Genomic DNA, 24,527 nt, shown 5'->3' on the forward strand with positions numbered 1-24,527 from the left:
ATTATGAAAAAAGGAGTTCTATGGCTTATTTTGACAAGGTAAAAAAAGGAGACAAACTTTACGGTTTGGTATTTGGTAAAGGCAAAGTCATCGAAGTGTTCGAAGACAGCCACTATAAGATGATGGTATCTTTTAAAAACGGTTATGAAGTTCCTTATACTGAAGAGGGTATTCCGGGTTGGGGAAACTTTAAAAAACAGACTATTTTTTATAAAGAAGATATCGATCTTACAGATGTAGATTTTACTCCTACGAAAAAGATCCTGTCACCTAAAAAGATCATAAAACTAAGAGAGAAGAAAAAACTTCAGGTAAGACTTCCTTCAGGGATATGGACAGATTGTACAAAATGTGTAAAAGGCTACATCGAAGATATGCTTGAAAAAGAGAAATACCACCTTTTCAGAAAGAAAAAATAAGTCAAAAGGCTGATAGCTAAAACTATGAAAATATTTTTAACACTAATCATTGTTTTACTATCTTTAGTCAGTGTCACGCCCTATGTGGACACTGCAGCACTCTCTTTACATGACACTTCATTTCAAAGATCATTAGCCGCTTTTGGAATCGCTAAAGCGTTAAATGCCGTTATCTCCGTTTTTCAAGGTACAGAGCTCTCCTTTACACCCATCGGCATGGGAGTAAATGTCAGCATCGGCGAGATTCTCGATCCTTTAAACGATCTGATCGAACGCTTCTCATGGGTTATGCTTGCGGCTACTATCTCTCTGGGTATTCAAAAGTTTTTTCTGCTTATAGGCACAAAACTGTTTGTTCAACTGGCATTCTTTTTAAGCGCGATGTTTTTAGTGATGCTTTTATGGATCAAAAAGATCCAAGACCACAGATTAATAGTTATCTCTATACGACTCTTTATCGTACTCTTTATCTTCAGATTTGCTACAATCCTCTTCATCTATTTTAATCAGTTTGTATATACTTCACTGCTTCAAGATGATTATGACAAAGCCTCTGTCACTCTGTCGCAGACGAATCAGCAGCTAGACAAAGAATTTAATGTTGAGCAGGCAGGTGAACACAGTATAAAAGATATGTTTGACGTAAATAAAAAGCTAGAAACATTAAAATCAACTATAGACGACGCGTCAAGACAGATCATTACACTCACAACTATCTTTGTGCTCAGCAGTATTATTTTACCTCTGCTTTACATATGGATATTTGTGATTTCCATACGGTTTGCCATAGTGGGTAAAATCGAAACTGAAACTATCCTGCAACTAATAACAAAACAAACTTGATAATTATTCTTTAACCATATTAGACCTATAATTTGAATCAAATATGGGAACCTTTAAAAGGAAAAAAGAATGAAATATATTTTACCTATCGCTGTATCATTGATCTTTACTGCTTGTAATGATTCTAATACAAGTAGCACGGAGAAGTTAAGTTCCAACTCGACAGTCATAGAACAGGCTATAACTAATGTTAAACAAGAGGAACCGAAAATTGAGCAAGCCGTGCCAAAGGCTGAAGTAGAGAAACCGAAAATAGAACAAACCGTGACAAAGACTGAAGTAGAGAAACCAAAAGTGCAACAACCGCAAGCAGAAGTCGCTGCAAAAGTGGAAGTAAACGGTGAAATGATATTCAGCAAATGTAAAAGCTGTCATGGGAACAGTGCAGAAAAAAGAGCACTCGGAACTTCACAGATAATCAAAGGCTGGGAAATAGCGAAAATAGAAAAAGCACTTATAGGATACAAAGAGGGAACTTACGGCAGAGCGATGAAAAACATCATGTCTGCTCAGGCAAAAGCTCTCTCAGATGAAGAGATCAAAAAAGTCGCTGTCTATATCCATTCACTATGATTAGAACGATAAAGGAGCAAAGCCCCTTTATCTACGCTAGGCGCTATGCCACTGAAGTTTGATGCTGACGCATCAGAAGTGTTAAGCTGTTGGCAGTGAGAACTTTTGAGTGACGAGTTCTCCCTCTTGATTAAAAAATATGTAGTATAAAAAATCTTTCTTTACGCTAAGCCCTGCTAAAAAACGCAAAGCCAGGTTTGCCTGAAGCGATGCGATATGCATTACTATCGGAGCAGCGATACCCGCAGGAGTCTTTTGCGTTATCTTAAATACATCATTAAAAGATGCTCTGTCAAAAAAACACACCTGTCCGTTAAACGCTTCCACACTTCCGTATACCCATGGCGTATTTACACTTTTTGCATAGCTGTTAATGTCACCGCGTGTCGGAAGGTTGTCTGTCGCATCGATGATGAGATCGACCTCTATGTTTTTCTCTTTAAATCCGTTGAAGTCACACTCATGAGCTATCACCTCTACATAAGGCGATCTTTCTCTTATGATCTTAGCGTTTATTACAGCTTTGTTCTGTCCTTCATCCCCGACTTTAAAAGCGATCTGACGATGAATATTATGGATGCTCACCTCGTCAAAATCGACCAGATGTATCTCGCCTATTCCGCTGGCACCAAGAGCAAATGCAAGAGATGAACCGAGCCCGCCGCATCCTATGATGACTATCTTTTTATCCTGCAGTGAGCGTTGCGTCTCTTCGCCCCATAGTTGGACTTGACGATGGAAATATTGCATCATTTCAAAATTCCTTACATGTAGATTTTCTATTTTATCACTTTAACGGCTAAATCCAAACTATTGCAAGTCTGGTTATCAGGAATTAACTAATACTTTGTATTAAGATCTCTAAATCCCCATGCACGTTTTGCTTCTATCACTTCAGAATGGCTCATCTCTACTATCATCAACTCTTCGCTGTTGCCCAGTTCGTTTACGACATCACCGTTAGGATCGATCATAAAAGAGTCACCGTAGAACTTCCACGTGTACTCTTTTTCTTTGTACTCGCCTATTCTGTTTGCACGAAGCACATAGCAATTATGTGTAAAAGCACGCATCTGTGCAAGATTTTTCCATCTTGATGCCGACTCAAATGTTGAAACGCTCGGGATGATGACCGCATCCACGTTTTTTTGTGAAGCAAAATGCCAAAGTCTGTCTACGTGCATCTCAAATCCGCTCATCACGGCAAACTTAAAACCATCGACACTAAAGACCATAGGAGATTTTAAAAATGTCGTCTCATTGGCAAAGAACTTTGCTTCGTTCCAGTGAGGATAGTTGATCAGGATCTGCTGGTAGTAGTATGAGGTGGATGTCGGAGAAAACTTTGCTATACATTTGTAAGGCTGCTTTTTTTTCACGATGATCAGCGGTGCGATTATCGTCATTGCATACGTATTTGAAAGCTCTTTTAGTATCTTTATCTGGTGTTCTGACTGCTCTTTTATCATCGCTGTCGACATAGACTGGAGTTCTTTAAAAAAGGAGTTTAGAAGGTACTCTCCCAAAACCAGTACCTTCACGCCCTTTTTATTGGCTATACGGATATAGTGGTAGAGTTTTGTAGAGCTCATCCCGATCGCGGGAAGTTGTAGTACGGCAGCTATCATTTTGAGATTTTGATCTCTTGGATTTTCAACTGTGCATCTTCAAGCATCTTTTGTGCGTCTTGAAGCTCTTTCATCCCTTCTTCGTAAGCCTTGACACTGTTTTCAAGAGTTATTTCAGGATTCATCAATGTCTCTAGTATCTTTTTTGAGTTTTCCAGTTTTGTCTCAAAATCATTCTTTGCCATCTAATACCTCTTTCACATAGAAATCAAATTTCTTTAGTTCGACCAGGAAAGCATCATGACCGTAATCGCTGTCGACTTCAAAATAATTATGCTTTTCGTTACCGATACTTTTTAATGTATCGCCAATGACTTTCATCTCTTCACTTAAAAACAGCATATCGCTTTTAAATCCTATCAGATGCAGCTGGGCATTGATATTTTTAAGAGCATCCTCTAATGAATCATATCCGCGTGCCAAGTCATAGATATTGATCGCTTTTGTGATGTACAGATATGTAAGCGGATCAAACCATTTTGTAAAGTTGTTTCCGTTGTACTCCAGATACGACTCTACCTGAAACTTTCCGAAAAGTTCAAAAAGACCGTCGTTTCTTTTGTATTCACGACCGAATTTTTCACTCATCGAATGGTGTGACAAGAAGCTTATATGCCCTGCCATACGTCCTATAGCCATGCCGCTGAGCCCGTTTTCTTTGATGTCTTTTGGGTCATAATACCCGTTTTTAAAATCCGGGTCTTTAAGGATCGCTTCACTTGCCACTTTGTTAAAAGCTATCGCCCATGGCTGTGTTGCGTAAGTCGCTGCCATAGAGACCACTTTTTTAGCAAAATTAGGAAAGTTGATAGCAAATTGCAGTGCCTGCATTCCACCCATAGAACCGCCGATGATAGCTTCCACGGAATGGATCCCCAGTCTGTCAAAAAGTATGCGCTGCGCTTTGACCATATCTTTAATCGAGACGACGGGGAATTTGTAGCGGTAAGGTTCATGATGCGGATGCATCGTAGACATAGGACCTGTTGAACCGAAGCAGCTTCCAATGACATTCGTACAGATAACAAAATACTTGTTAGTATCTACCGCTTTATTTGGACCGATGAAACCGTCCCACCATCCGGCTTTGCTCTCACCTTCGTAAGTACCTGCAGCATGGTGTGAACCCGTCAATGCATGACAGATAACGACCACATTACTTTTATCGTCGTTTAGAGTCCCGTATGTTTCATATGTGATGTCATACGGCTCTAAAATACGCCCGCTCTCTAAGTAAAGCGGATTAGTAAAATGCTCGGTATGTGTTTGCAGGTTCAATGACAATTTCTACATTCTCCAAAAAATAATTATGTTATTTTAGCGAAAATGACTTAATACAAATTCAATTTTACTTTTTTATACCCAGTATCTTGGATAATGTCTCTTCGGATTGCTGGAAAGATTGTTTACAAAAAGAGCTACGACAAGCAAGATCACCGCTCCCGTAGCGATCGGCGAGAGTACAAACATATAGCCGCTGCTATGAACCTGAGCGCTTCCGATCACTGCGATGAGTGCCGTCGCACCTCCGGGGGGATGCAGAGTACGTGTGAAATGCATAGCTACGATAGAGAATGAAACGGCAAGCGCTCCTAAAACTGCTATATCTAAAGAGAGGTACTTATATATGCTCACCCCTATAATGGCAGAGATCACGTGTCCGCCTACCAGATTACGAGGCTGGGAGAACTCGACCTGCGGAGCACCGTAGATAAGAACAGCTGAGGCTCCAAAGGAGCCGACCAAGAACATACTGTTTAAAAGATCAAGATGCGTCAGTCTGCTCATAACGGACACAAGATATATCCCCAGAAATGCACCAAGCCACGACCACGCAATCTTGCTAAAAGGTTTTCTCGGCGGGCATGTCTCCCCGCCTCTCATCCTTTTAAAAAAAGAGTTCATTCTCAATCATCGCTTTTTGTCACATTATTATCGTAGTTACGGCTCCATCCGCCGCCTAGTGATTTATACAGCGTCACCTCATCTATAAGAAGCTGGGCATTGGTACTGACATTTGTAAGTCTTGCGCTTAAAAGAGCTTTCTGGGCAAGCAGTACATCAAGATAGCTAGCCGTTCCGCGTTCGAACTTTTTGCTTGCAAGCATATACGCCTGATCATTTGCTTTGACCTCTTGCTCTACTGAGTCGCATTTGAGTTTTGAAACACGGATGGTGCCAAGTGCGTCATACACCTCTTTATAAGCAGTCTTTACGACTTTATCATAAGATATCAATGCAGTCTTTTGATCCGCTTTACTAACTTTTACCGCTGCACTTATTCTTCCAAAATCAAAAATAGGCATATTAAGACTCGGTCCAAACCCCCAAACAGATGAACTTCCGCTTATAAGATTGTCAAAGTTTTGGCTTTGATAACCGTAATTACCCGTCAGACTGATACTTGGAAAATATGCCGCTTTAGCCACTCCGATAAGTGCCGTTTTTGCTCTTATGTTTTCCTCTGCAGCTTTGATGTCCGGACGGTTTTGCAAAAGAGTCGCAGGCAGACCTGCAGGGATCTCAATAGACTGCGGCAGGCTTTTTGAAGAGACTACCATCTTTTCAAATATCTCTTTTGGACTGCGTCCAAGAAGTAGTGCAAGAGCACTCTGTGTTTTTACTTTGCTGGTCTCGATCGTCTGAACCAAAGTATTTGCCGAAGCTACCTGAGCTTTTGCCTGAGCGACTACAAGTTCATCGACGACTCCATGCTTTAACTGCATCTGCCTGTATTGCAGAGTCTCTTCATAGCTTTTTAGACTCTCTTTTGCGATGTTCAACTGCTCGTTGATCGATACAAGGTTAAAATAGTATGTAGCAACATCGACGATAAGAGAGATACGTAATGCCTCTTTATCCGCATCGGTTGCCAGCAAAGACGAAAAGTCTGCACTTCTTTGATTTCGTGCCCTGCCCCAGAAGTCCAGTTCATACGCAACAGATGCAGAGACACTGTAGTTGTTGTATATCCCGCCGAAATTACTAGGAAATGCATTTGAACTCTTTCTTTGACGTGCTGCAGATGCATCCAGATCAAGCCTAGGGTACATATCTGCTTCGCTGATGCCGTACTGTGCACGCGCTTTTTGTACATTTGCTACAGCCAGTTTCAGATCGTCATTGTTTTTCAGTGCTTCTTCGATCAAAACATTTAAGTTCTCATCATGAAAGTTCTTCCACCATGACATCTCTACCGTTGCATTCTTATCACTGTTTTTATCAAACGATGAAGGCACTTCGACTTTAGGAGTCTTCATATCTGGCGCCATAGAACAGCCCGAAACGGCCAAAGCCGCTGCTATTAAGAGCAATAATGTTTTAGTGCGCATCTACCTCTCCTTTATCAAAAAATCTCATCTTAAACCTCATTATCAGATAGTAAAACAGAGGTACGAAAAATATCCCGATCATCGTAAGGGCTATCATCCCGCCCACGACCGTAGTACCGATGATATGACGGCTGTTCGCGCCTGCACCTATACTAAGTGCCAAAGGCAGCGACCCCATGATGAATGCAAACGATGTCATGACGATCGGTCTAAAACGTATCTTCGCACCTTCTATCGTCGCTTCAAGAAGCGGATAGCCCTCTTTGAGTTTCTGCATAGCGAACTCTACCATCAAGATGGCATTTTTTGCCGAAAGCCCGACAAGCGTAATAAGACCGACCTGATAATAGATATCGGCCTCCATACCTCGTAACCAGAGTCCTAAAACAGCACCGAAAAATGCGAACGGGACGGCTAGTATGACCGCAAAAGGGATACTCCAGCTCTCATACAGCGCAGCAAGGATCAAAAATACGAACAGTATCGCATAGACAAACGCCAGATTACCGCTTTTTTCAAGTTTTTTCTCCTGGTACGATGTTCCTGCCCAGCTGATCGTATAACCTTCCGGCAGTACGGATCTTGCGACCTCTTCTATCGCTTTTAGTGCATCTCCGGAACTGTATCCCGGTTTTGCCATTCCCGATATGCTTGCCGCATCGAACATATTAAAACGCTGGATGACGCTTGGTCCCACAATGCGTTTGATGTCGACTATCGTACTGATAGGGATCAGACTTCCGCTCGATGACTTTACAAAGACGTTATCGTAACTGTTCAGCCCTTCACGGTAGGTAGTATCTGCCTGCAAATTCACATGGTATGTACGCCCGAACAGGTTGAAATCGTTTACATATGTATGACCGAATGTCGCCTGCAGCGTCATAAACACGTCAGCTACCGTCACGCCTAAAGCTTTTGCTTTTGCCTCATCCACTTTGACCATATACTGAGGCACATTTGTGTTAAGTGTCGTACGGACACCCATAAGTTCAGGACGCTGATTTGCTTTTTGCAAAATCTCTTGTATATAACCGTTTAGTTTACTTAGTTCACCGCCTGTACGGTCTTGCACATACATCTCAAAACCACCAGTCGTACTCATCCCGCGTATCGGCGGAGGAGTGACGGCAAATAAAAATGCTTCTTTGTTCTGCGAGAACTGCCCCATATATTTACCTGCTATTGCAGAAGCTGCAAGCTCAGGTGAACGGCGCTCGCTCCAGTCGGTCAAATGCACAAACGAGATCCCCGCATCCGTCTTGTACGCGAATGTCGTTATATCCAGACCGCTCAGACCTGCTGCTTTTGTCACTTGTTTATCTGCCAGAAGCTGATCGTTGACCTCATCGGTCACGGCTTGCGTCCTTTGCAGCGAAGCACCAGGCATCATATTTTGGATGACCATGATCACCCCTTGGTCTTCACCCGGAACAAGTCCGCTAGGAAGTCTTAACATCAATGTATATGCCACACCGATCATAGCTACGAACAGAAGCAGGTTTATGACCGCTAGTTTAATGACACGCTTGACACCGTTTGTGAAACTGACTGTCGCTCTATCGAACATCTCATGAAACTTACGGATCGGCCAAAACGGTGTCGGTTCTTCATGTTTTAAAAACAGTGCACACAGTGACGGTGTCAGTGTTAAAGCGACGATTCCAGAGATACTCACCGACATAACTATGGTGATGGCAAACTGCTGGTAAAGCTTACCGCTGAACCCGCCCATGAACGATGCAGGAATAAAGACGGCGGAGAGAACCAAGACGATGGCGATAACCGGACCCGTAATCTCGTTCATCGCTTTGATGGTAGCCTCTTTTACGCTCATATTCTTATTGTCACGCAGTATACGCTCCACGTTCTCTATAACGACGATGGCATCATCCACGACAAGCCCGATGGCAAGAGTGAGTCCAAACAGCGTCAGCAGGTTTATGGAAAAGCCTGCCGCATAAAACCCTGCAAACGTACCGATGATAGAGACCGGAATGGCAAGGACCGGAATGATCGTCGCTCTTACATTTCCTAAGAAAAGATAGATGATAAACACGACCAGTAAAATAGAAAGTCCAAGAGTAAATACGACCTCTTCTATAGACTGTTTTACAAACTCCGTAGGATCATACGGTACACTTACTTTTACATCTGAGGGAAAGCTTTTAGACAGCTCCTCCATCGTCTTATCAAGCGCTGCTGAGACTTCTAAAGCGTTTGCACCCGGTGCAAGGAAAACCCCGACAGGGATCATCGGCTCTTTATTGTATTTCGCTTTGAAGTAGTATGACTCAGAACCAAGCTCGACACGCGCCACATCTTTTAATTTTAAAGCTGAACCGTCGCTGTTTGATCTAAGAATGATGTTTGAGAACTCCTCGGCATTTTTCAGCCTTCCCTGCGCACGAACAGTGTATGTATAGACAGGATGATCGGCGATCGGTTCCTGCCCCAACTGACCTGCTGAGTACTGGTTGTTCTGACTTTTTATCGCGTTTACGACGTCAGTGACCGTCAGCTTATAGTTCGCAAGTCTGTCGGGATTGAGCCATACGCGGATAGAGTAATCCTGATTACCGAATATATACGCGTCTCCGACTCCCGGGATACGTTTGATATCATCAAGTACGTTGACTAGAACATAGTTTGAAAGATAGATCGTATCGTGCTTTTTTCCCTCAGAGGTAAAAGCAAGAACTTTTAGCATATCGGGTGAGCGTTTACGTACACTTATCCCCTGATCGCGGACAGACTGAGGAAGCTTGCTGATCGCCAGCTGTACACGGTTGTTTACATCCACATTTGCCTGGTCTGGATCTGTACCTATCTTAAAAAGTACGCTGATAGAAACCGTACCGCTGGGTGAAGCCGTCGATGTCATATATATCATGTTATCGACACCGTTTATCGCTTCTTCAAGAGGTGCAGCGACTGTCTTTGAAAGCGTCTGTGCATCAGCTCCGGGATATGTCGCAGATACGTTTATCTGAACAGGTACGACACTCGGATATGCCTGAACAGGCAGTGATTTTATGGAGATAAAACCTGCGATCAAGACTATGATGGAAAGAACCGCTGAAAATATCGGTCTGTTTATAAAAAATTTAGAAAACATCACTGTACCTATTTATTTATAGTTTTATCTATACTCACTGGTGCGCCCGGTTTGATGCGGAAAAAGTTGTTCACAACGACCACATCTTTAGGATTGACACCTTTGACTATAAAATTCTGATCTGCCGTATCCACGATCTTCACAGGTTTTACTGCGACTTTGCCGTCAACGACTACAAATACTACCGTTCCAAGAGGATTTTGCAAAACCGCTTTTTGAGGGACTGTGATAACCTGTTTTGAAACAACGCCTATGATCTTTATCGTAGCGAACTGCCCTGCGATCAGCTGTGCAGAGGCATTGTCAAAAACAGCGCGGGCTTTTAAAGTAGAGGTTGCCGCATCCACGTTTGTATCTATAAAGTCGACTTTTCCAAGTTCCGTATACGGTTTACCGTCGACTGTGAGCGAAGCTTTCAGACCCGCTCCCTGCATGTTTGACCAACTGCCGTTTTCAAGTTCATACTTTTGTTTGATCGCATTGATATCCGGGATAGAGAAATCCGCATAGATAGGATTTGTCTGCGTAATGCTTAAAAGCGCCGTTCCCTCTTTAACATAATCTCCTACATCCACAAGCTTCACGCCAGCGACTCCGTCGATCGTCGCTTTTACCTCTGTGTAGTTAAGGTCTACAGAGACTCTTTGAAGTTCTGCTTTTGCTACGTCCACACTCGCTTTTGCAGTCTGGTATGCATAGTATGCCGTGTCTTTATCCTGCTCACTGATCGCTTTGTCTTTGTAGAGTCCATCAGCACGGTCCCACTCTTTTTTCGCCTTTTGAAGTTTTGCATTTTCCAGATCAAGCGTCGCCTGCGCACTGTTAACCGCTGCTTGATAGATATCAGGTTCTATCTTATAAAGAAAATCACCCTTATGAACAGTCGCACCCTCCGTAAAATGTTTTTCCTCTAAGACACCGGCAACTCTAGAAGTTATCGTCACGTTTTTCACAGAACTAATACGAGCCGGATATTCTAAAGAGACAGGAGTGTCTGTTGCCTCTGGTACGACATAGACGTCAACTTTTGGTGCAGGCATAGCAGCAGGTTTAACATCTTGTGCCAGCAGTGAGCTTCCAAAGACCATCCCGCCGATCAACATCGTTTTTGATAAATATCTACTAAATAATTTCATCTATAGCTTCCTTTGCTTATATTCATATTTTGACTCTCTTTTAGAATAGTATCGAGAACTTTAAAAAAGGTCTCTACCTCTTCTTTACTTAATTTACTTTTTACAGTTTCATTGAATTTTTGTGATAACGGTATCGCTATCTCAAGAATATGTTCAGCCTTTGGTGTTAAAACGACTCTATTTGCTCTTTTGTCACTCTCGATATCTTCTCTTGCAAGCAGACCCTTCTTTAAGAGAGACTCTATCGATCTGCCGACGGTCGTCTTATCTTTTCCAAGCAGTTCGGCGATGCGTGTCTGCGTCACTCCGTCATCTTCTTTGATGATCTTTAAAGTGGCGAACTGCTCTGCCGCAATACCGCACTTCGACTGCAGAAGTTTTGTGAAATTTGTCTTGACTGTCGTAGCTACAAGATTGATACTGTAGCCGATAGAATCTTTTAACATATATTCCATAAACTCTCCAAACCTAAAATATTTCCAAAATAGTAGCATATGCAACTTTAATAAAACTTAATATAGTTGCATATGCTACTATATTTCAAATTAAGATAAAAATGGCTTGTCAGATTTTTTTATGATCTCTTACATGTAAGGTATAAATGTTTGTAGAAAAAGAGGGAAACAGCAGTAAAAGACTGCTGTTGTAATTGTACTATTACGCTTCTAGCGCTTGTTTTATATCGTCTATAAGATCAGATATATCTTCAAGCCCGCAGCTGATACGGATAAGTCCTGCAGGCACGCCGCATGCATCAAGCTCAGTCGGGCTTAACTGTTGGTGAGTCGTCGAAGCGGGATGAGTGATAATCGATTTTGAATCGCCTATGTTTACGACAAGCGAATAAAGTTTTGTCGCATCCACGACTTTTACCGCTGCATCAAAACTCTCTAACTCGAAACTAAGCAGTCCGCTGCATGCTCCGCCTGTAAAATACTTCATCGCATTTTCATAGTTCGCATTGCTTTTTAGACCAGGATAGTTCACTTTTTTGACTTTCGGATGAGACTCTAAAAACTCAGCCAGTGCCTGTGCATTTGCAGAGTGTTGTTTCATACGAAGTGAAAGATGCTCGATCCCCTGAATGAACAGCCATGAGTTAAACGGAGAGACGACTGCACCAAGATCGCGTAGCAGGCTTAACCTAGCACGAAGCGTAAAGATAGGAAGAGGCACGTCTACATACACAAGCCCGTGGTAAGAGTGGTCAGGCTCGTTGAAGTGAGCATATCTAGGATTTGCTTTTATCTTCTCTAAAAGCCCTTTTCTCTCAACCAAGATACCGCCGATCGCAAGTCCCTGACCTGTCGTGTATTTACTCGCGCTGTGAACGACTACGTCCACTCCATGCTCTAACGGACGGCAAAGAATAGGTGTAGCGACTGTGTTGTCAACTACCGTGATGATATTATACTCGTTTGCAATCTTTGTAAGAGCTGCTATATCCGCGACATCGATGCTCGGGTTTGTAAGCGTCTCGAAAAAGATCACTTTTGTCTTTTCGTCTACAAGTTTATGTATCTCTTGGGGATTGTGGACATTGAAAAATCTCGCCTCGATGCCAAAACGCTTCAATGTGTGAGCCGTCTGAGTCAGAGTCCCGCCGTAAAGCTGTGAAGCACAGACGATATTGTCCCCTGCTTCTGCACAGTTTGCTATGGCATAAAAGATAGCACTCATACCGCTTGACGTAGCAAGAGCGGCTTCACCGCCTTCCAGTGCTGCAAAACGTTTTTCAAAGACATCCGTAGTCGGATTGTTCAGACGTGTATAGATGTTCCCCAGCTCTTTTAATGAAAAAAGGTTTGCCGCATGTTCCGCATCACGGAACTCATACGCAGTCGTCTGATAAATTGGCACAGCCATAGTACTTTGAGAATCTTTGTCGTATCCTACATGTAAAGCTTGTGTTTGTTGTTTCATAGAGAGTGCCTCTTAATTTATTAATTTTTATAATTTTATCCAAAATCACTTAAGTTGCCATCTAATCATGAGTGGATTAGTCATACATCCATTTTTACTGAACAGAATATTTGATAAATTTGATATTGTATTTAAGTTTAAAAATATTATTTTTCGATAATCTTCACATCACATTTTACTTTTAGGGAATACATGAAAAAAATCACACTAGCCATATTGTTTATAACGATCGTCATCTTCTCAGGATGCTCCGGTAACACTAAATATGCTGTGCAACCGACACCTCTTAAAAAAGGCTCCTCTCAATATTATCTCAAAGATATCAATGTTACTCTTCATAAAGATGGTTTTGAAAATCAAGAGAACAAAACATTTTATAATCAAGCCAAGCTACAAGCAGAATTTAAAGATGACTTGCAAAAAGATCTAAATACAAAAAACATGAATTCTTCTCAAGGTTTTGGTCTAGTAATAAATCTGGATTACACACGAATATATCTCTACGGCGGCAATGCACTTGCAAAGCCAAAGTTCATCTATTCAGTTGATGTTTACACAAATGACGGAAATACTTTACTTGCCCACTATTCAATTCCAGAGAGTACAACAAAATATGCATATCTAGAAGATGTTGCCGTTAATACGAAAGTGATGCTGTTTCAATGGAATGCGGAAAATGAACCTAAAGATATTGCATTAATATCAGATGTTTTAACAAGAGAGATCTCTGAACTTGGAGATTAAAATAATGAACTTTTACTTTTTTAAAACATTTTTCTTTTTTCTTTTGATATTTGCTATAACCGGTTGTGCTGCAAAATGGGCTAATATAGACAATACGCCAGCAGATGATTTGAAGATTAAACACGCAAAGTCAAAATGCCATTATGATGAAGAACTATACAACCTCTCTATAAAAATGAATATAAATGATTATCTAAAGTTTCACTTAGATAATCCAAAAGCTGATGAGGCGATAGACAATTACGAAAAGCAAGAGACCTTAAAAGTACATACAAAACTAAATACATGTATGAAGGAAGAAGGTTTAAAAGAACTTGATTAGGCAACTACAAAAGGAAAAAATATGAAAAAAATTAAATTAGGTTTATTGGTTTTAATACCATTTGTATTTCAAGCATGTGTAACAAATAAACATCTTTCAAATGCTGAGATAATTCAAAAATCTACACTTGGATGTCCCAGTCATGATATGACAATTGTGACTATTCCTTCACGAGGTTTGGCTGGTGATGCTCTAGCAATCGCTGCTGTTAAAACTACGGGAAGTGATGGAGGTTTTTCTGATGATTTTTCAAAGTTTTTAAAATTAAATATCAAAAATGTTACAGTAGTATGTTCTAATCCAGAAAAACTAGAAGCTATACTTCTTAATAATTTTAGTTTGTATAAAAATGATGAATTAAAAGATATCAACATCTGTACTATTGGTATCACAAACAGTACAAGGTTAGTCAATGAAGCAAAGAGAACAGGTGCTACAGTGACGTTTGTACAATGAAGATATAGAAAACAAAAAAAAATAATGTATACTCTTCCCGGAATTTGGGATAGGAACTAAACTATATCAAATGTACTAAGATAGTCAAAATGGGGATAATCCTGATGAATAGAGAAATAAGTATAGGTTTTTTTATAATATTGATAATTGCTTCATCAGTTAAGATTTTTTTTAATTACAATATAAATATAAATATTATACGTTGGTCTATTGATTCTACTGTAACCAATATTTATATATTAATTAGTTCTTTTTTAATAGTATTAGGATTAATATTCGTCTCAAAAAATAAAGGGTCAGATAATAACCATCACTAATTTTGTAGTGAAAAATACACCCATGGATTGAATATCCACTTTTACATGTAGACTAAAGAGGCAGATAAACAAAAAATCCGGGGAAAATCCGGGGACAGGATACTTAATTGAAATTCCGCGAAAATCTGGGGACAATTGGAAAATCCGGGGACAATTGGGGAAAATCCGGCAAATTCCGGGGACAGTATACATAATTACAAATTGTCATATATTGAGAGAGGTAGATTTTATTTTTGTATGATAAGATTAAAACAATAATGGGAGTTTTTTATAAAAACAAAAAGCCGGACGACCTAAAAAAGACAAGAATTTCTAATTAATTAGTATCCTGTCCCCGGAATTTGAAAGGAAATAGAATGATAAAAAAAATCAGTCTCTCTAATGAAGAATACACTGAAGTTCACAAAAATACTATGAAAGAATTTGAAAAAGTTACAAAAAAATTTTTGGAACTAGCTGAAATGAAATTAAATTCTTTACAGGTAGAATCAATTCAAAATTTAATTAGTGAGAAAAAATATAACATTGCATTTATGAGATGGCTTGAATTAATTGAAGAATTGAATATTGAGTTGGATGAAAAAGAAGAAATAATTGTGCTTGATTGGTATTCACTTTTAGGTAGATAAATCCATGAAAAAGATACATTTCATTATTTTGATCAAGGAGGTATTGGATTAAGTTGTATAGATTGTAAATTTTGCAATAAAAAGAATATACCTGAAGATTGGCCAACTGATGATTTAAAAAATACACCCCAGGGGTTGAAAATCCACTTTTAACTGGCAACAACACTATGACCTTAAAAACAAACACCTTACATGTAAGCCCTTGGCATTATCTATGTCAATAGAATATTTAAAAATTATAGATTCTCAAAAACAAGTGTATAATAAACTCTAATTTATGCAACCTATGCAAAATATGGAGTGGAGTAGAGAATGCAAAGCAGTAAACTAAGACACTTTTTCGAGCTTATGATACAGGGATTTTTTTGGATCCTTCCTTTGGCAGTCATCACGATGATCGTGCTTTGGCTGTATAAGAAGGTAGACGTACTCGTAGAGGGAGTGTTTAGCCTTGTTGGTTTTCATCCGCAGACGAACCAGTCTTTATGGTTTATCTTGGTCATCTTCACATTTATGGTGCTGCTTTATGTCGTGGGGCATTTTGTCGAGACAAGGCTTGCTGAGTGGACGCAGAACATCTTAAACAAGATACCGGGATATTCTACCATCAAAGACATCATCGGGATATTTAACTCCTCTAAGAAAGGCGAAACGCAGGTGTTGGTAGTCGCCATTAAAGGTTTTGCAGCCGAGGGCTACAATATCGGGCTTATGTACTCTCAAAAAGAGAGCATCATTAAAGAGCATTACACCGTCACACTTTCACAGACGCCCATACCAAACGGCGGGTATATGTTTGAAGTACACAAAGACAACATCTATGTCATAGAAAAAGCGACGTTTGATGACAACCTCCAGTATCTGCTCTCCATGGGTGTTAAAAGTCTGGCAGACATCTTAAAGACAGAACCACGCAATCTCGATGAGCTTACTTCTTTAGACAGATGGCTGGAAGAAAATAAAAAATAGGAGTATCTAAAAAACTGCTCGTTCACCATTTAGTTAAAAAAAAGTATTACAATTTTCTTGTGCGCACTATTTCAATTCAAAAAGGAGATAGAGTATGAAAGTTATACATACGACTTTAATGGCGATGGTTTTAGGCGGTCTTTTAGTAAGTGCCGATGCACAGCAACAAAAGCCTGTAAACGATCCTTTTTACAATGACTTTGTAAAACTGCAAAAAGATATGGACAAGATGTTCATAAACTTTCATCAAAAGTATTTCAATGATGAAAAGTTCTCCGACAATATGGAGATATCCGTAAAAAGCGACTTTAAAGATGACGGCAAACAATATGTCGTCAACATGGATCTGCCGGGATTTGACAAGTCAAACATCAAAGTAAAGACAAAAGAGAATGTTCTTTACGTCAAAGCAAAAAATGATGCAGACACTGAAAAGAAAGATGAGCATTTTTATGAAAAAGAACGCTACAGCGGCAGTGTATATAGAAGCTTCACTCTTCCAAAAGATGCTGATACCGGCAAACTCAAGACAGAATTTAAAAACGGGGTCTTGACCATAGACATCCCTAAAAAATCCTGATTATCCCCTCTTTCGGGGATATTTTTCTGTCTATTCCTCTTTACATGTAATAGACATGTAACAAACAAAAAATACAATGATAAAAATCAACAATGGTGCAGTACTTTGAAAACATCTAGGTTTAAATCTGTGTATAAACAGTTCAAAAAAAAGTTTAAACAGCTGAAGATAGACAAGAGCTCCGACAGTAAACTCAAAGAGTCATACAAGGAGTTAAAAAATGCATATAATGCACTTGAAGAGTATAAAACTGTTTTAGAGAATAAAGTTCAGAAAGAGATAAAAAAGAGACTCGAACACGAGATCCTGATGCTTGAAAAGATCAGGTTTATCACTATGGGAGAGATGATGGATGCAGTCGCTCATCAATGGGTCCAGCCGCTTTCTCTCATCTCGATGTATACCGACGATCTTAAACAAAATATTAAAGACGACACTATCGACAAAAACCATTTTTTAAAGAATCTGGACTCCATAGAAAAACAAAACGAGCATATGGAATCGACACTCAAAGAGTTTAGAAACTTTTTAAGTCCTGTCAATGACGACGACATGTTTAAACTCAATAAAGTAGTCAAAAGCTCTTTAAAACTCTTAGAAGACGAACTAGAATTCGCAGATATAAAGATCCAGTTTAAAAAAGATGAAGAGGTCTCCATAAAAGGAAACGGCAAAGAGTTACAACACGTCATCATAAACATCCTGCACAATGCAAAAGATGCCTTTACCATCAGAGAAAAAGAGGATCGTACCATACGGATATCTACAAAGCAAAAAGAGTCTAAAGTCATGCTTCAGATAGAAGACAATGCCGGGGGCATCGACGTGCTGATGCTTGATAAGATATTTAACCCTTATGTCACTACGAAAAAAGCTTTTGGAGGTTCAGGCATCGGTCTGTATATGAGCAAACTCATCATGGAAAAACACCATGCAGAGATCAGAGTCCAAAACTCTCAAGACGGAGCAGTATTTACTCTCTGTTTTGAGAAGTCATAGAGAGTGTTTTATTAGCTGTTTTTAAAAAGTGTCCCTTTATTATGGACACCTTCCATTAAAAATTCTCTTGCTGCCGAGAGGTCGTAACCGCTGCAGAGAAACATCTTTCTATTCTTGTCAAGAAGATAATCTGCTGCTTTGAGTTTTGTGACGATCCCGCCTGTTGCAAACTCGTTATTTGGTGTATGACTCTGATTTAATGCTTCTTTTGAAATACTATTTACTACTTTTAAAAGCTTTGCATCTTTATTTTCATGAGGATTTGAGTCATAGTAACCGTCTATATCGCTTAAAATAATGAGGATGTCTGAGTTTGTGTGATGTGCGACATGTGCTGAAAGCTGATCATTGTCTCCAAATACCTGATCCGGTGTCGTAGATATATCATTCTCGTTTATAATAGGAAGTATGTCGTTTTCCAGTGTCGTGTCTATGATCTGACGAAATATTTCCGTTCTTTTTCTTGAGTCAAAATCATCTTCGGTCAAAAGTATCTGAGAGATCTCAACCTCAAAGGTATCGAACTTCTTTTTATAACTACTCATAAGGATAGGCTGACCCACAGAGGCCAATACTTTTTTGCCGATCTGTTTTTTTCTGTCCAGTTTTAAAGAGGTGTATCCTGCAGCCACTGCGCCAGAACTCACTAAAATAACATCATATTTTTCTCTGATCTCAGCTATAAGTGTGACTAATTTCAACATCCTCACTTTTGCTATACTGTTTGACTCTGTTAAGACTCCGCTTCCGACTTTTATTACTATTCTTTTCATATTTCCCTTTCATCTTCATCGTAAATAACAGCAGTTCCTGCCAATAGGTCATGAAATGCTCTCTTATCTTTTCGAAATGCAACGATTATAAATCCAAGTAAAAATGGTATCGTTGAGATGATATACCCGAGTGAACGGGTAATAGCTTGTTTATTTGTTATATCATCAAATGTTTTTGCATCTACGATCTTAATTTTGACTATCTTTTTACCGGGAGTGGCACCACGCCATCTTCTCCAAAAAACGATAGTCACAACTAAAACAGATATCTCAAAGATAAGTTCCCACGTAAATGAGGTTTGAGGTTGGTGTGCAAGTGCTGCTGCGGCATTGCCGTTCATCGCATAGATCAAGTTTTGCTGATAGATTGAGAGGTCGAACCAGTTACCGTTACTTAAAAAGTAGATAACCACTGCCACGGGCAGAGCTAAGAAAAGAGTGTCTAAAAAAGAGGCGGTAAATCTTACCCAAAAACCTGCGTATTTTATATTATCCATATGCTAATCTTTTACTTTGTCGGCACCTGCGTAAATGTGCAGATGCCATAAAATTATATATGATAATTAGGAGCTTCCTGAGTGATGATGACATCATGAACGTGACTCTCTTTAAGTCCTGCACTCGTGATCTCTACAAACTCTGCCTTCTTCCAAAAATCTTCTATACTTTTACTTCCGCAGTATCCCATAGATGAACGAAGTCCACCCATCATCTGATGGATGATACCTGCGATGCTTCCACGGAAAGGTACGCGGCCTTCGATCCCTTCAGGAACCAGTTTATCAGCTGCCGTTCCCTCTTGGAAATATCTGTCGTTCGAACCTTTTTGCATCGCACCGATACTTCCCATACCGCGGTATGATTTGTATTGACGTCCTTGGAACATGATAGTCTCACCAGGAGATTCTTCAGTTCCTGCAAGAAGTGAACCTGCCATGATACAGCTTGCACCTACCGCAAGAGCTTTTGCAATGTCACCAGAGTACTTGATACCGCCGTCTGCGATAATAGGCACACCGTGTTTTCTACCTACTTCAGCACATTCATCGATAGCTGAGATCTGAGGAACACCTACACCCGCAACGATACGAGTCGTACAGATAGAACCCGGTCCGATACCGACTTTTACGCCGTCTACACCAGCAGTGATCAATGCTTCTGCAGCTTCTGCAGTCGCTATATTTCCTGCGATGACATCAACGACAAGAGTTTCTTTGATCTTTTTAACAGTGTCGATGATACCTTTTGAGTGACCGTGAGCAGAATCAAGAACAAGTACGTCACATCCTGCATCTACCAATGCTTTTGCACGGTCAAGCTGACCTACACCGATAGCTCCGCCGACTCTTAGTCTGCCGAAGTCATCTTTATTTGCATTTGGATACTCGATGCGTTTTTTGATATCTTTGATAGTCACAAGACCTTTTAAGAACCCGTCTTTATCGATGATAGGAAGTTTTTCGATCTTGTTTTTGTGCATGATATCAGCCGCTTCATCTAAAGATATTCCTTGTGTTGCAGTGATAAGAGGCATCTTAGTCATAACTTCTTTAGCAGTCTTACGCATATCTTTTTCAAAACGCATATCACGGTTTGTAAGGATCCCTAGAAGTTTGTTATGTCCGTCTACAACAGGAACACCCGAGATCTTATACTCGTTCATAAGAGCATCAGCTTCAGCCAAAGTAGCATCAGGATAGACATAGATAGGGTCGATAATGATCCCGCTCTCTGATTTTTTAACTTTTCTGATCTGCTTGCATTGTGTCTCGATATCCATATTCTTATGGATGATCCCGATACCGCCAAGACGTGCCATAGCGATAGCAGCGCGGTACTCAGTTACCGTATCCATCGCAGCTGAAACCATAGGAATATTTAAAGTGATGTTTTTTGTAAGTTTAGTCTCTAGGTTTACCTCTTTTGGTAAAACTTCTGAGTATTGTGGTACTAGTAGTACATCTTCAAATGTTAGGGCGCGTTTACGAATTCTCATGACTATCCTTGTATACGGTAAAAGTAGTGTAGTGTTTATATTTAAAATTATGCGATTATAACTTTTTTGTGGTTAAAAAAAGGTAAAGTGTTTTTTTCACCCTTAAGCTTTAAATTCCAAGCACCTTCATCGCCCCTCGAATAACCGGTACCATAGTCGTTTCAAGAGTTTTGTTCAGATTTAACGGCTGCATCGTCATCTTGATCGCCATAGAATAGGGATAATGTTTTTTTGCAAGTTTATTGAGCTCTTTTTTAAAGAGTTCATAAGATGATCTGTCAAAAACAGCATCGTTTTGTATCTCGTAAATGCTTTGAAACCCCATCTCGATATCTTCACTGCTAGCCTCTTTTAACCGTTGGACTATGACTTGAAGTATCTCTTTTCGTCCCAGATTCTCGCTTTGGTTGTAGTATTTAAAGTAGCGGTCAAAGTAGCTGTAATGATTTACTTCATCTTTATATATGTAGTGTGTAAGACCTGCTAGAACAGGTTCGTCAAGGCTTTTGGCATAGTCTTCAAACGCCCTGTACATAGTGGATGTCCCTGTCTCTACTATCATGCGTGCGAGCATCTCCAGACCGCGTGTCGGCTGAAAGGAACCGGTATTGCAAAGCGGCAGATAGAGTTCTAAAAACCTCTCATACGCTTTTTGCCAGGGAAACTCCGGCCATACATGTAAGACATATCTTTTTAATGCCTCTCCGTGCTGAATCTCCTCTTTTTCCCAGTCCTCCTGTAGCCATTGTACGGCTTTAGGGTTGTCATCATAGTACTCTGAGAGATTTTTTGCATATGTATCGGAGGTTATCTCGATAAACGATGCTATCGTAAGGAGTTGAAAAAGAAAGCTGTCGCCTCTCACCTTCTGCATATCTATTGCATTGTAATCGATATCTTTTTTATAATCCCATCTTGCCATTGTTGTTACCTCTTTTTATCAAAGTCACTTCATCTTAAGGCCGAAAAATTATCTTTAAAAATATTCTACTACATAATGGTTAATACAAAAAACCGGAATAAGGATCAAGATCTTTACATCCCTTCCATATTGAATGTAAACCCTTTTTTATTAAACACGTTCATACAGGCATCGACGACATCGGGATCATACGCACTGCCCCTTCCCCGTTCTATCTCTTCAAAGGCGACACTCAATCCCATCGCAGGACGGTACGGACGGTGTGAAGAGATCGCTTCTACGACATCTGCAACGGTAATGATCCTCGCCTCGAGCAAAATCGCGTCACCGATAAGTCCCTGCGGATAGCCTGTTCCGTCGATCTTTTCATGATGCTGCAGGATGATATCTGCGATCGGCCACGGAAACTTGATGTTTTTTAAGATGTCATATCCCGTCTGCGGATGCATCTGGATCAGTTTATACTCCAACTCGTTGAGCCTGCCCGGCTTGGAGAGGATCTCTGCCGGAACATGGATCTTTCCTAGATCATGGATCACCCCTGCGAACTCCACCCCTTTTATCTGTTTTGCAGAGAGGTTCATCTCCCTTGCAATTGCGGTTGCCAGTTCACTGACACGCCTTTGATGACCGGCAGTGTACGGATCTCGCGATTCAAGTGTAGCTGCGATAGCCTGAATGGACTCTTCCAGACTCTCTTGCAGCAGTAATGCCTGTTCTTCATGAGCAGCGCGTGCACGCAGATTGACAATACCGTATGCCAGATCACTTGCAAGCTCCTCTAAAAGTTTCACCTCTTCATCATCATAAGACTTGATCTCCGAAGAGTAGATGCACAATGCACCGAATGTCTTCTCCCCGTCAGATAAAGGGAGAGCAATGTTAGAGACATAACCAAGAGCCAAAGCACCCTCTTTCCAAGCTTTAAAAGCCGGGTCTACAGCGATATCATGACTGATATGTGTCTTGCCTGTACGTATGGCTCTTGCGACCGGCAGCTGTCCCTCTTGAACATCAGCCCAGCTTAAGTTCCGAATCCAAAAATGACGTTTTTGCAATCCTGCCCATGCTTTTGGTATGATCCTTTTTGTTTCATCATTATCTGCATAATCCACGACTGCCAGACTGTATTCACCCTTTTCAACTATGACTCGTGTGACCTCATGTATCAGCTCATCCTCACTGGAGGCTCTGACAAGTGCAAGGTTTCCTGCCGATAATGTTCTAAGAGCGCGATTTAAACGTTTTAAAGAAGACTCTGACTGCTTTCTTTCGGTTATATCCCTGTCTATCCCGCGGTAACCTGCGAACTCTCCGTTTTCTTCAAAGAAGGGTGTCCCGCTTGTCTCAAGAACGACATCATGTCCATCTTTATGAACATTGGTATTTTCTACTGAGATCAGCGGTGCACGTTTTTCTACATATTCCTGAAACATATCGACAAACTTTTTGACTTCACTTGGGGGCATGAGATCAAAAGGTGTTTTGCCTACTATCTCTTCAGGCTTATATCCAAGCAGTTTTTCGACCTGAGGACTGACGTATGTGTATTTACCATTCTTGTCGATCTCCCATATCCAGTCATTTGTCGATTCGACAAGTGAACGGAACTTCTCCTCACTTTTTCTCAGTAACTCCTGTGACTCTCGGCGCTCTGTAATATCCATGCCGATACCTATGACATTAACTCCATATTGTGTTTCGAGTCTATACCCTGTAATGCTATAGTAACGAACACCGCTTGTAAGGAGCATGCGGACTTCTGCAGATGCATAGCCTGTTTCAAAAGCTTTTTGAAGATTCTGCATCGCATAGGCTTTATCATCTTCATGCATGAAAGTCATAGCATTGACTCCCAATATCTCTTCTGATGAGAGTCCTGTCAGTTCTTCAAGTCTTCTGTTCCATTGTATCATGCCGGCATTTTGATCGACAAGAAAAAAGATACCCGGCAGACTTTGGATCAAAGTCTCAGAGAACATCTTTGTATCGCGAAACTTTTGTTCAGCCTTCTTACGCTGTGTTATATCTCGGATAAAACCTATGGCATTCCATCTGCCCTCTCTTTTTACGGCAGAAAGTGATAACTCGATAGGAAACTCCGTCCCGTCTTTTTTTAAAGCAGAAAGTTCGACAGTCTTACCGATAGCAGGGCCTTCCCCCGTCTTTTTAAAATGCTTAAAACCGATATGGTGGGCTTCTAAAAAACGCTTTGGAGTAAGAAGATCATGCAGTACCTGTCCAAGTACCTCTTTTTGTGAGTAACCGAAGATCTTTTCAGATGCAGGGTTCCAGTAAGATATCTTCCCCTCATCATCCATTATGATGATGGCATCTTGAGCAGAAGCGGTAATACTTCGAAACTTCTCTTCACTCTCAAGCAGCGACATCTCCATCTTTTTAAACTCGGTGATGTCTTCAAGTGTATGCATAGAGTAAAGGTGTTCGCCATGTTCGTCTGTGATGCAGTATGAGCGTGAACGAAGAAATCTGCCGTCTATCAGCAGCTCCTCTTCATGCCCTTTTGGAGTAAGAGTCTCTATCGCTTCGGCACAACTGTGAAGCGGAGCATCTGTCTTAGGAAACACCTCAAAATATTTGCGGCCGATGATCTCTCTAAACGGGATTCCCGCATATTTTTGATATGCTTTGTTACAGCGTAATATACGGAAATCTTTATCATGCATAAAGATCGCATCTTCAAATGAATCGATCGCAGACATCCACTCTTCATATGCATGCCCTACTCTCTCACATACCGTTTCATTCATCTTTTAACTCCGCATAACTCAAACAATCAAAAGAATTGATCTTTTTAACGACTATTGTAACACAAACAAGACTGATA

General features: G+C 40.5%; 25 protein-coding genes. 10 read left to right on the top strand and 15 right to left on the bottom strand.

The annotated features are described in order from the left end of the window. The first annotated feature begins 20 nt into the window (after window positions 1-20). The 3 genes from WCX87_RS07175 to WCX87_RS07185 all read left to right on the top strand — a co-directional run bounded on the left by WCX87_RS07175 (window position 21) and on the right by WCX87_RS07185 (window position 1,835). On the top strand, window positions 21-419 hold the full coding sequence (locus WCX87_RS07175; RefSeq protein WP_345978829.1) for a hypothetical protein: 399 nt from the start codon (window positions 21-23) through the stop codon (window positions 417-419). Window positions 420-443: 24 nt separating this feature from the next. Next, window positions 444-1,262: a hypothetical protein gene (locus WCX87_RS07180; RefSeq protein ID WP_345978830.1), complete on the top strand. Its 819-nt coding sequence runs from the start codon at window positions 444-446 to the stop codon at window positions 1,260-1,262. A gap of 69 nt (window positions 1,263-1,331) precedes the next feature. After that, window positions 1,332-1,835, top strand: coding sequence for a c-type cytochrome (locus WCX87_RS07185; protein WP_345978831.1), 504 nt, complete (start codon window positions 1,332-1,334; stop codon window positions 1,833-1,835). 81 nt (window positions 1,836-1,916) lie between these two features. Here the strand turns inward: WCX87_RS07185 and WCX87_RS07190 are convergent, their stop codons facing one another. The 10 genes from WCX87_RS07190 to WCX87_RS07235 form a co-directional block, all read right to left on the bottom strand. Next, window positions 1,917-2,588: a HesA/MoeB/ThiF family protein gene (locus WCX87_RS07190; protein WP_345978833.1), complete on the bottom strand. Its 672-nt coding sequence runs from the start codon at window positions 2,586-2,588 to the stop codon at window positions 1,917-1,919. Window positions 2,589-2,674: 86 nt separating this feature from the next. Then, window positions 2,675-3,463: a carbon-nitrogen hydrolase family protein gene (locus WCX87_RS07195; protein WP_345978834.1), complete on the bottom strand. Its 789-nt coding sequence runs from the start codon at window positions 3,461-3,463 to the stop codon at window positions 2,675-2,677. Continuing rightward, window positions 3,460-3,648, bottom strand: a complete 189-nt coding sequence (gene xseB, locus WCX87_RS07200) for an exodeoxyribonuclease VII small subunit (protein WP_345978835.1) — start codon at window positions 3,646-3,648, stop codon at window positions 3,460-3,462. Before xseB ends, WCX87_RS07195 begins: the two co-directional genes overlap by 4 nt. Further along, on the bottom strand, window positions 3,635-4,747 hold the full coding sequence (locus WCX87_RS07205) for a homoserine O-acetyltransferase (RefSeq protein ID WP_345978836.1): 1,113 nt from the start codon (window positions 4,745-4,747) through the stop codon (window positions 3,635-3,637). Before WCX87_RS07205 ends, xseB begins: the two co-directional genes overlap by 14 nt. A 72-nt stretch (window positions 4,748-4,819) precedes the next feature. Beyond that, window positions 4,820-5,368: an HPP family protein gene (locus WCX87_RS07210; protein WP_345978838.1), complete on the bottom strand. Its 549-nt coding sequence runs from the start codon at window positions 5,366-5,368 to the stop codon at window positions 4,820-4,822. Between the two features lie 2 nt (window positions 5,369-5,370). Continuing rightward, entirely contained in the window at window positions 5,371-6,795 is a 1,425-nt protein-coding gene (locus tag WCX87_RS07215; RefSeq protein ID WP_345978839.1) for an efflux transporter outer membrane subunit, read from the bottom strand. After that, complete coding sequence (locus tag WCX87_RS07220; protein ID WP_345978841.1) at window positions 6,785-9,913, bottom strand: multidrug efflux RND transporter permease subunit; 3,129 nt, start codon at window positions 9,911-9,913, stop codon at window positions 6,785-6,787. The genes WCX87_RS07215 and WCX87_RS07220 overlap by 11 nt, the downstream gene beginning before the upstream one ends. An 8-nt stretch (window positions 9,914-9,921) precedes the next feature. Next, window positions 9,922-11,049: an efflux RND transporter periplasmic adaptor subunit gene (locus WCX87_RS07225; RefSeq protein ID WP_345978843.1), complete on the bottom strand. Its 1,128-nt coding sequence runs from the start codon at window positions 11,047-11,049 to the stop codon at window positions 9,922-9,924. After that, entirely contained in the window at window positions 11,046-11,504 is a 459-nt protein-coding gene (locus WCX87_RS07230; RefSeq protein ID WP_345978845.1) for a MarR family winged helix-turn-helix transcriptional regulator, read from the bottom strand. Before WCX87_RS07230 ends, WCX87_RS07225 begins: the two co-directional genes overlap by 4 nt. A gap of 202 nt (window positions 11,505-11,706) precedes the next feature. Beyond that, complete coding sequence (locus WCX87_RS07235) at window positions 11,707-12,972, bottom strand: O-acetylhomoserine aminocarboxypropyltransferase/cysteine synthase family protein (protein ID WP_345978847.1); 1,266 nt, start codon at window positions 12,970-12,972, stop codon at window positions 11,707-11,709. Window positions 12,973-13,164: 192 nt separating this feature from the next. Here WCX87_RS07235 and WCX87_RS07240 point away from each other — a divergent pair, with 192 nt between their 5' ends. The 7 genes from WCX87_RS07240 (at window position 13,165) to WCX87_RS07270 (ending at window position 17,988) form a co-directional block, all read left to right on the top strand. Continuing rightward, window positions 13,165-13,716: a hypothetical protein gene (locus WCX87_RS07240; protein ID WP_345978848.1), complete on the top strand. Its 552-nt coding sequence runs from the start codon at window positions 13,165-13,167 to the stop codon at window positions 13,714-13,716. Between the two features lie 4 nt (window positions 13,717-13,720). Beyond that, window positions 13,721-14,038: a hypothetical protein gene (locus WCX87_RS07245; protein WP_345978850.1), complete on the top strand. Its 318-nt coding sequence runs from the start codon at window positions 13,721-13,723 to the stop codon at window positions 14,036-14,038. 21 nt (window positions 14,039-14,059) lie between these two features. Beyond that, the gene (locus tag WCX87_RS07250; RefSeq protein WP_345978851.1) at window positions 14,060-14,494 is read left to right on the top strand and encodes a hypothetical protein; all 435 of its coding nucleotides are present in this window, start codon (window positions 14,060-14,062) and stop codon (window positions 14,492-14,494) included. A gap of 673 nt (window positions 14,495-15,167) precedes the next feature. Further along, window positions 15,168-15,440, top strand: a complete 273-nt coding sequence (locus tag WCX87_RS07255; protein WP_345978853.1) for a hypothetical protein — start codon at window positions 15,168-15,170, stop codon at window positions 15,438-15,440. Between the two features lie 312 nt (window positions 15,441-15,752). Continuing rightward, window positions 15,753-16,409 (top strand): DUF502 domain-containing protein, encoded by a 657-nt coding sequence (locus WCX87_RS07260; RefSeq protein WP_345978854.1) that lies wholly within the window; start codon window positions 15,753-15,755, stop codon window positions 16,407-16,409. 94 nt (window positions 16,410-16,503) lie between these two features. After that, window positions 16,504-16,989, top strand: a complete 486-nt coding sequence (locus tag WCX87_RS07265; RefSeq protein ID WP_345978856.1) for an Hsp20/alpha crystallin family protein — start codon at window positions 16,504-16,506, stop codon at window positions 16,987-16,989. A gap of 105 nt (window positions 16,990-17,094) precedes the next feature. Continuing rightward, window positions 17,095-17,988 (top strand): HAMP domain-containing sensor histidine kinase, encoded by an 894-nt coding sequence (locus tag WCX87_RS07270; RefSeq protein ID WP_345978858.1) that lies wholly within the window; start codon window positions 17,095-17,097, stop codon window positions 17,986-17,988. A gap of 11 nt (window positions 17,989-17,999) precedes the next feature. Here the strand turns inward: WCX87_RS07270 and proB are convergent, their stop codons facing one another. The 5 genes from proB to WCX87_RS07295 all read right to left on the bottom strand — a co-directional run bounded on the left by proB (window position 18,000) and on the right by WCX87_RS07295 (window position 24,450). Then, entirely contained in the window at window positions 18,000-18,761 is a 762-nt protein-coding gene (gene proB, locus WCX87_RS07275; protein WP_345978859.1) for a glutamate 5-kinase, read from the bottom strand. After that, window positions 18,758-19,258, bottom strand: a complete 501-nt coding sequence (locus tag WCX87_RS07280; protein WP_345978861.1) for an RDD family protein — start codon at window positions 19,256-19,258, stop codon at window positions 18,758-18,760. The genes proB and WCX87_RS07280 overlap by 4 nt, the downstream gene beginning before the upstream one ends. Before the next feature lie 53 nt (window positions 19,259-19,311). Next, a complete protein-coding gene (guaB, locus tag WCX87_RS07285; protein ID WP_345978863.1) occupies window positions 19,312-20,757 on the bottom strand; it encodes an IMP dehydrogenase in 1,446 nt (481 codons plus the stop codon). A 109-nt stretch (window positions 20,758-20,866) separates the two neighbouring features. Beyond that, window positions 20,867-21,679: a ferritin-like domain-containing protein gene (locus WCX87_RS07290; RefSeq protein WP_345978865.1), complete on the bottom strand. Its 813-nt coding sequence runs from the start codon at window positions 21,677-21,679 to the stop codon at window positions 20,867-20,869. A 113-nt stretch (window positions 21,680-21,792) separates the two neighbouring features. Further along, a complete protein-coding gene (locus WCX87_RS07295; protein WP_345978867.1) occupies window positions 21,793-24,450 on the bottom strand; it encodes a PAS domain S-box protein in 2,658 nt (885 codons plus the stop codon). Between the last annotated feature and the right edge of the window lie 77 nt (window positions 24,451-24,527).

Source organism: Sulfurimonas sp. HSL3-2 (assembly GCF_039645965.1).
Taxonomy (GTDB): Bacteria; Campylobacterota; Campylobacteria; order Campylobacterales; family Sulfurimonadaceae; genus Hydrocurvibacter; species Hydrocurvibacter mobilis.

Coding starts and splice junctions, on each gene's coding strand:
- WCX87_RS07225 (WP_345978843.1), bottom strand. CDS start 11,049: ATGAAATTATTTAGTAGATATTTATCAAAAACGATGTTGATCGGCGGG.
- WCX87_RS07195 (WP_345978834.1), bottom strand. CDS start 3,463: ATGATAGCTGCCGTACTACAACTTCCCGCGATCGGGATGAGCTCTACA.
- WCX87_RS07240 (WP_345978848.1), top strand. CDS start 13,165: ATGAAAAAAATCACACTAGCCATATTGTTTATAACGATCGTCATCTTC.
- WCX87_RS07175 (WP_345978829.1), top strand. CDS start 21: ATGGCTTATTTTGACAAGGTAAAAAAAGGAGACAAACTTTACGGTTTG.
- WCX87_RS07190 (WP_345978833.1), bottom strand. CDS start 2,588: ATGATGCAATATTTCCATCGTCAAGTCCAACTATGGGGCGAAGAGACG.
- WCX87_RS07230 (WP_345978845.1), bottom strand. CDS start 11,504: ATGGAATATATGTTAAAAGATTCTATCGGCTACAGTATCAATCTTGTA.
- WCX87_RS07290 (WP_345978865.1), bottom strand. CDS start 21,679: ATGGCAAGATGGGATTATAAAAAAGATATCGATTACAATGCAATAGAT.
- xseB (WP_345978835.1), bottom strand. CDS start 3,648: ATGGCAAAGAATGATTTTGAGACAAAACTGGAAAACTCAAAAAAGATA.
- WCX87_RS07180 (WP_345978830.1), top strand. CDS start 444: ATGAAAATATTTTTAACACTAATCATTGTTTTACTATCTTTAGTCAGT.
- WCX87_RS07185 (WP_345978831.1), top strand. CDS start 1,332: ATGAAATATATTTTACCTATCGCTGTATCATTGATCTTTACTGCTTGT.
- WCX87_RS07250 (WP_345978851.1), top strand. CDS start 14,060: ATGAAAAAAATTAAATTAGGTTTATTGGTTTTAATACCATTTGTATTT.
- WCX87_RS07215 (WP_345978839.1), bottom strand. CDS start 6,795: ATGCGCACTAAAACATTATTGCTCTTAATAGCAGCGGCTTTGGCCGTT.
- proB (WP_345978859.1), bottom strand. CDS start 18,761: ATGAAAAGAATAGTAATAAAAGTCGGAAGCGGAGTCTTAACAGAGTCA.
- guaB (WP_345978863.1), bottom strand. CDS start 20,757: ATGAGAATTCGTAAACGCGCCCTAACATTTGAAGATGTACTACTAGTA.
- WCX87_RS07245 (WP_345978850.1), top strand. CDS start 13,721: ATGAACTTTTACTTTTTTAAAACATTTTTCTTTTTTCTTTTGATATTT.
- WCX87_RS07280 (WP_345978861.1), bottom strand. CDS start 19,258: ATGGATAATATAAAATACGCAGGTTTTTGGGTAAGATTTACCGCCTCT.
- WCX87_RS07260 (WP_345978854.1), top strand. CDS start 15,753: ATGCAAAGCAGTAAACTAAGACACTTTTTCGAGCTTATGATACAGGGA.
- WCX87_RS07220 (WP_345978841.1), bottom strand. CDS start 9,913: ATGTTTTCTAAATTTTTTATAAACAGACCGATATTTTCAGCGGTTCTT.
- WCX87_RS07295 (WP_345978867.1), bottom strand. CDS start 24,450: ATGAATGAAACGGTATGTGAGAGAGTAGGGCATGCATATGAAGAGTGG.
- WCX87_RS07210 (WP_345978838.1), bottom strand. CDS start 5,368: ATGAACTCTTTTTTTAAAAGGATGAGAGGCGGGGAGACATGCCCGCCG.
- WCX87_RS07235 (WP_345978847.1), bottom strand. CDS start 12,972: ATGAAACAACAAACACAAGCTTTACATGTAGGATACGACAAAGATTCT.
- WCX87_RS07255 (WP_345978853.1), top strand. CDS start 15,168: ATGATAAAAAAAATCAGTCTCTCTAATGAAGAATACACTGAAGTTCAC.
- WCX87_RS07265 (WP_345978856.1), top strand. CDS start 16,504: ATGAAAGTTATACATACGACTTTAATGGCGATGGTTTTAGGCGGTCTT.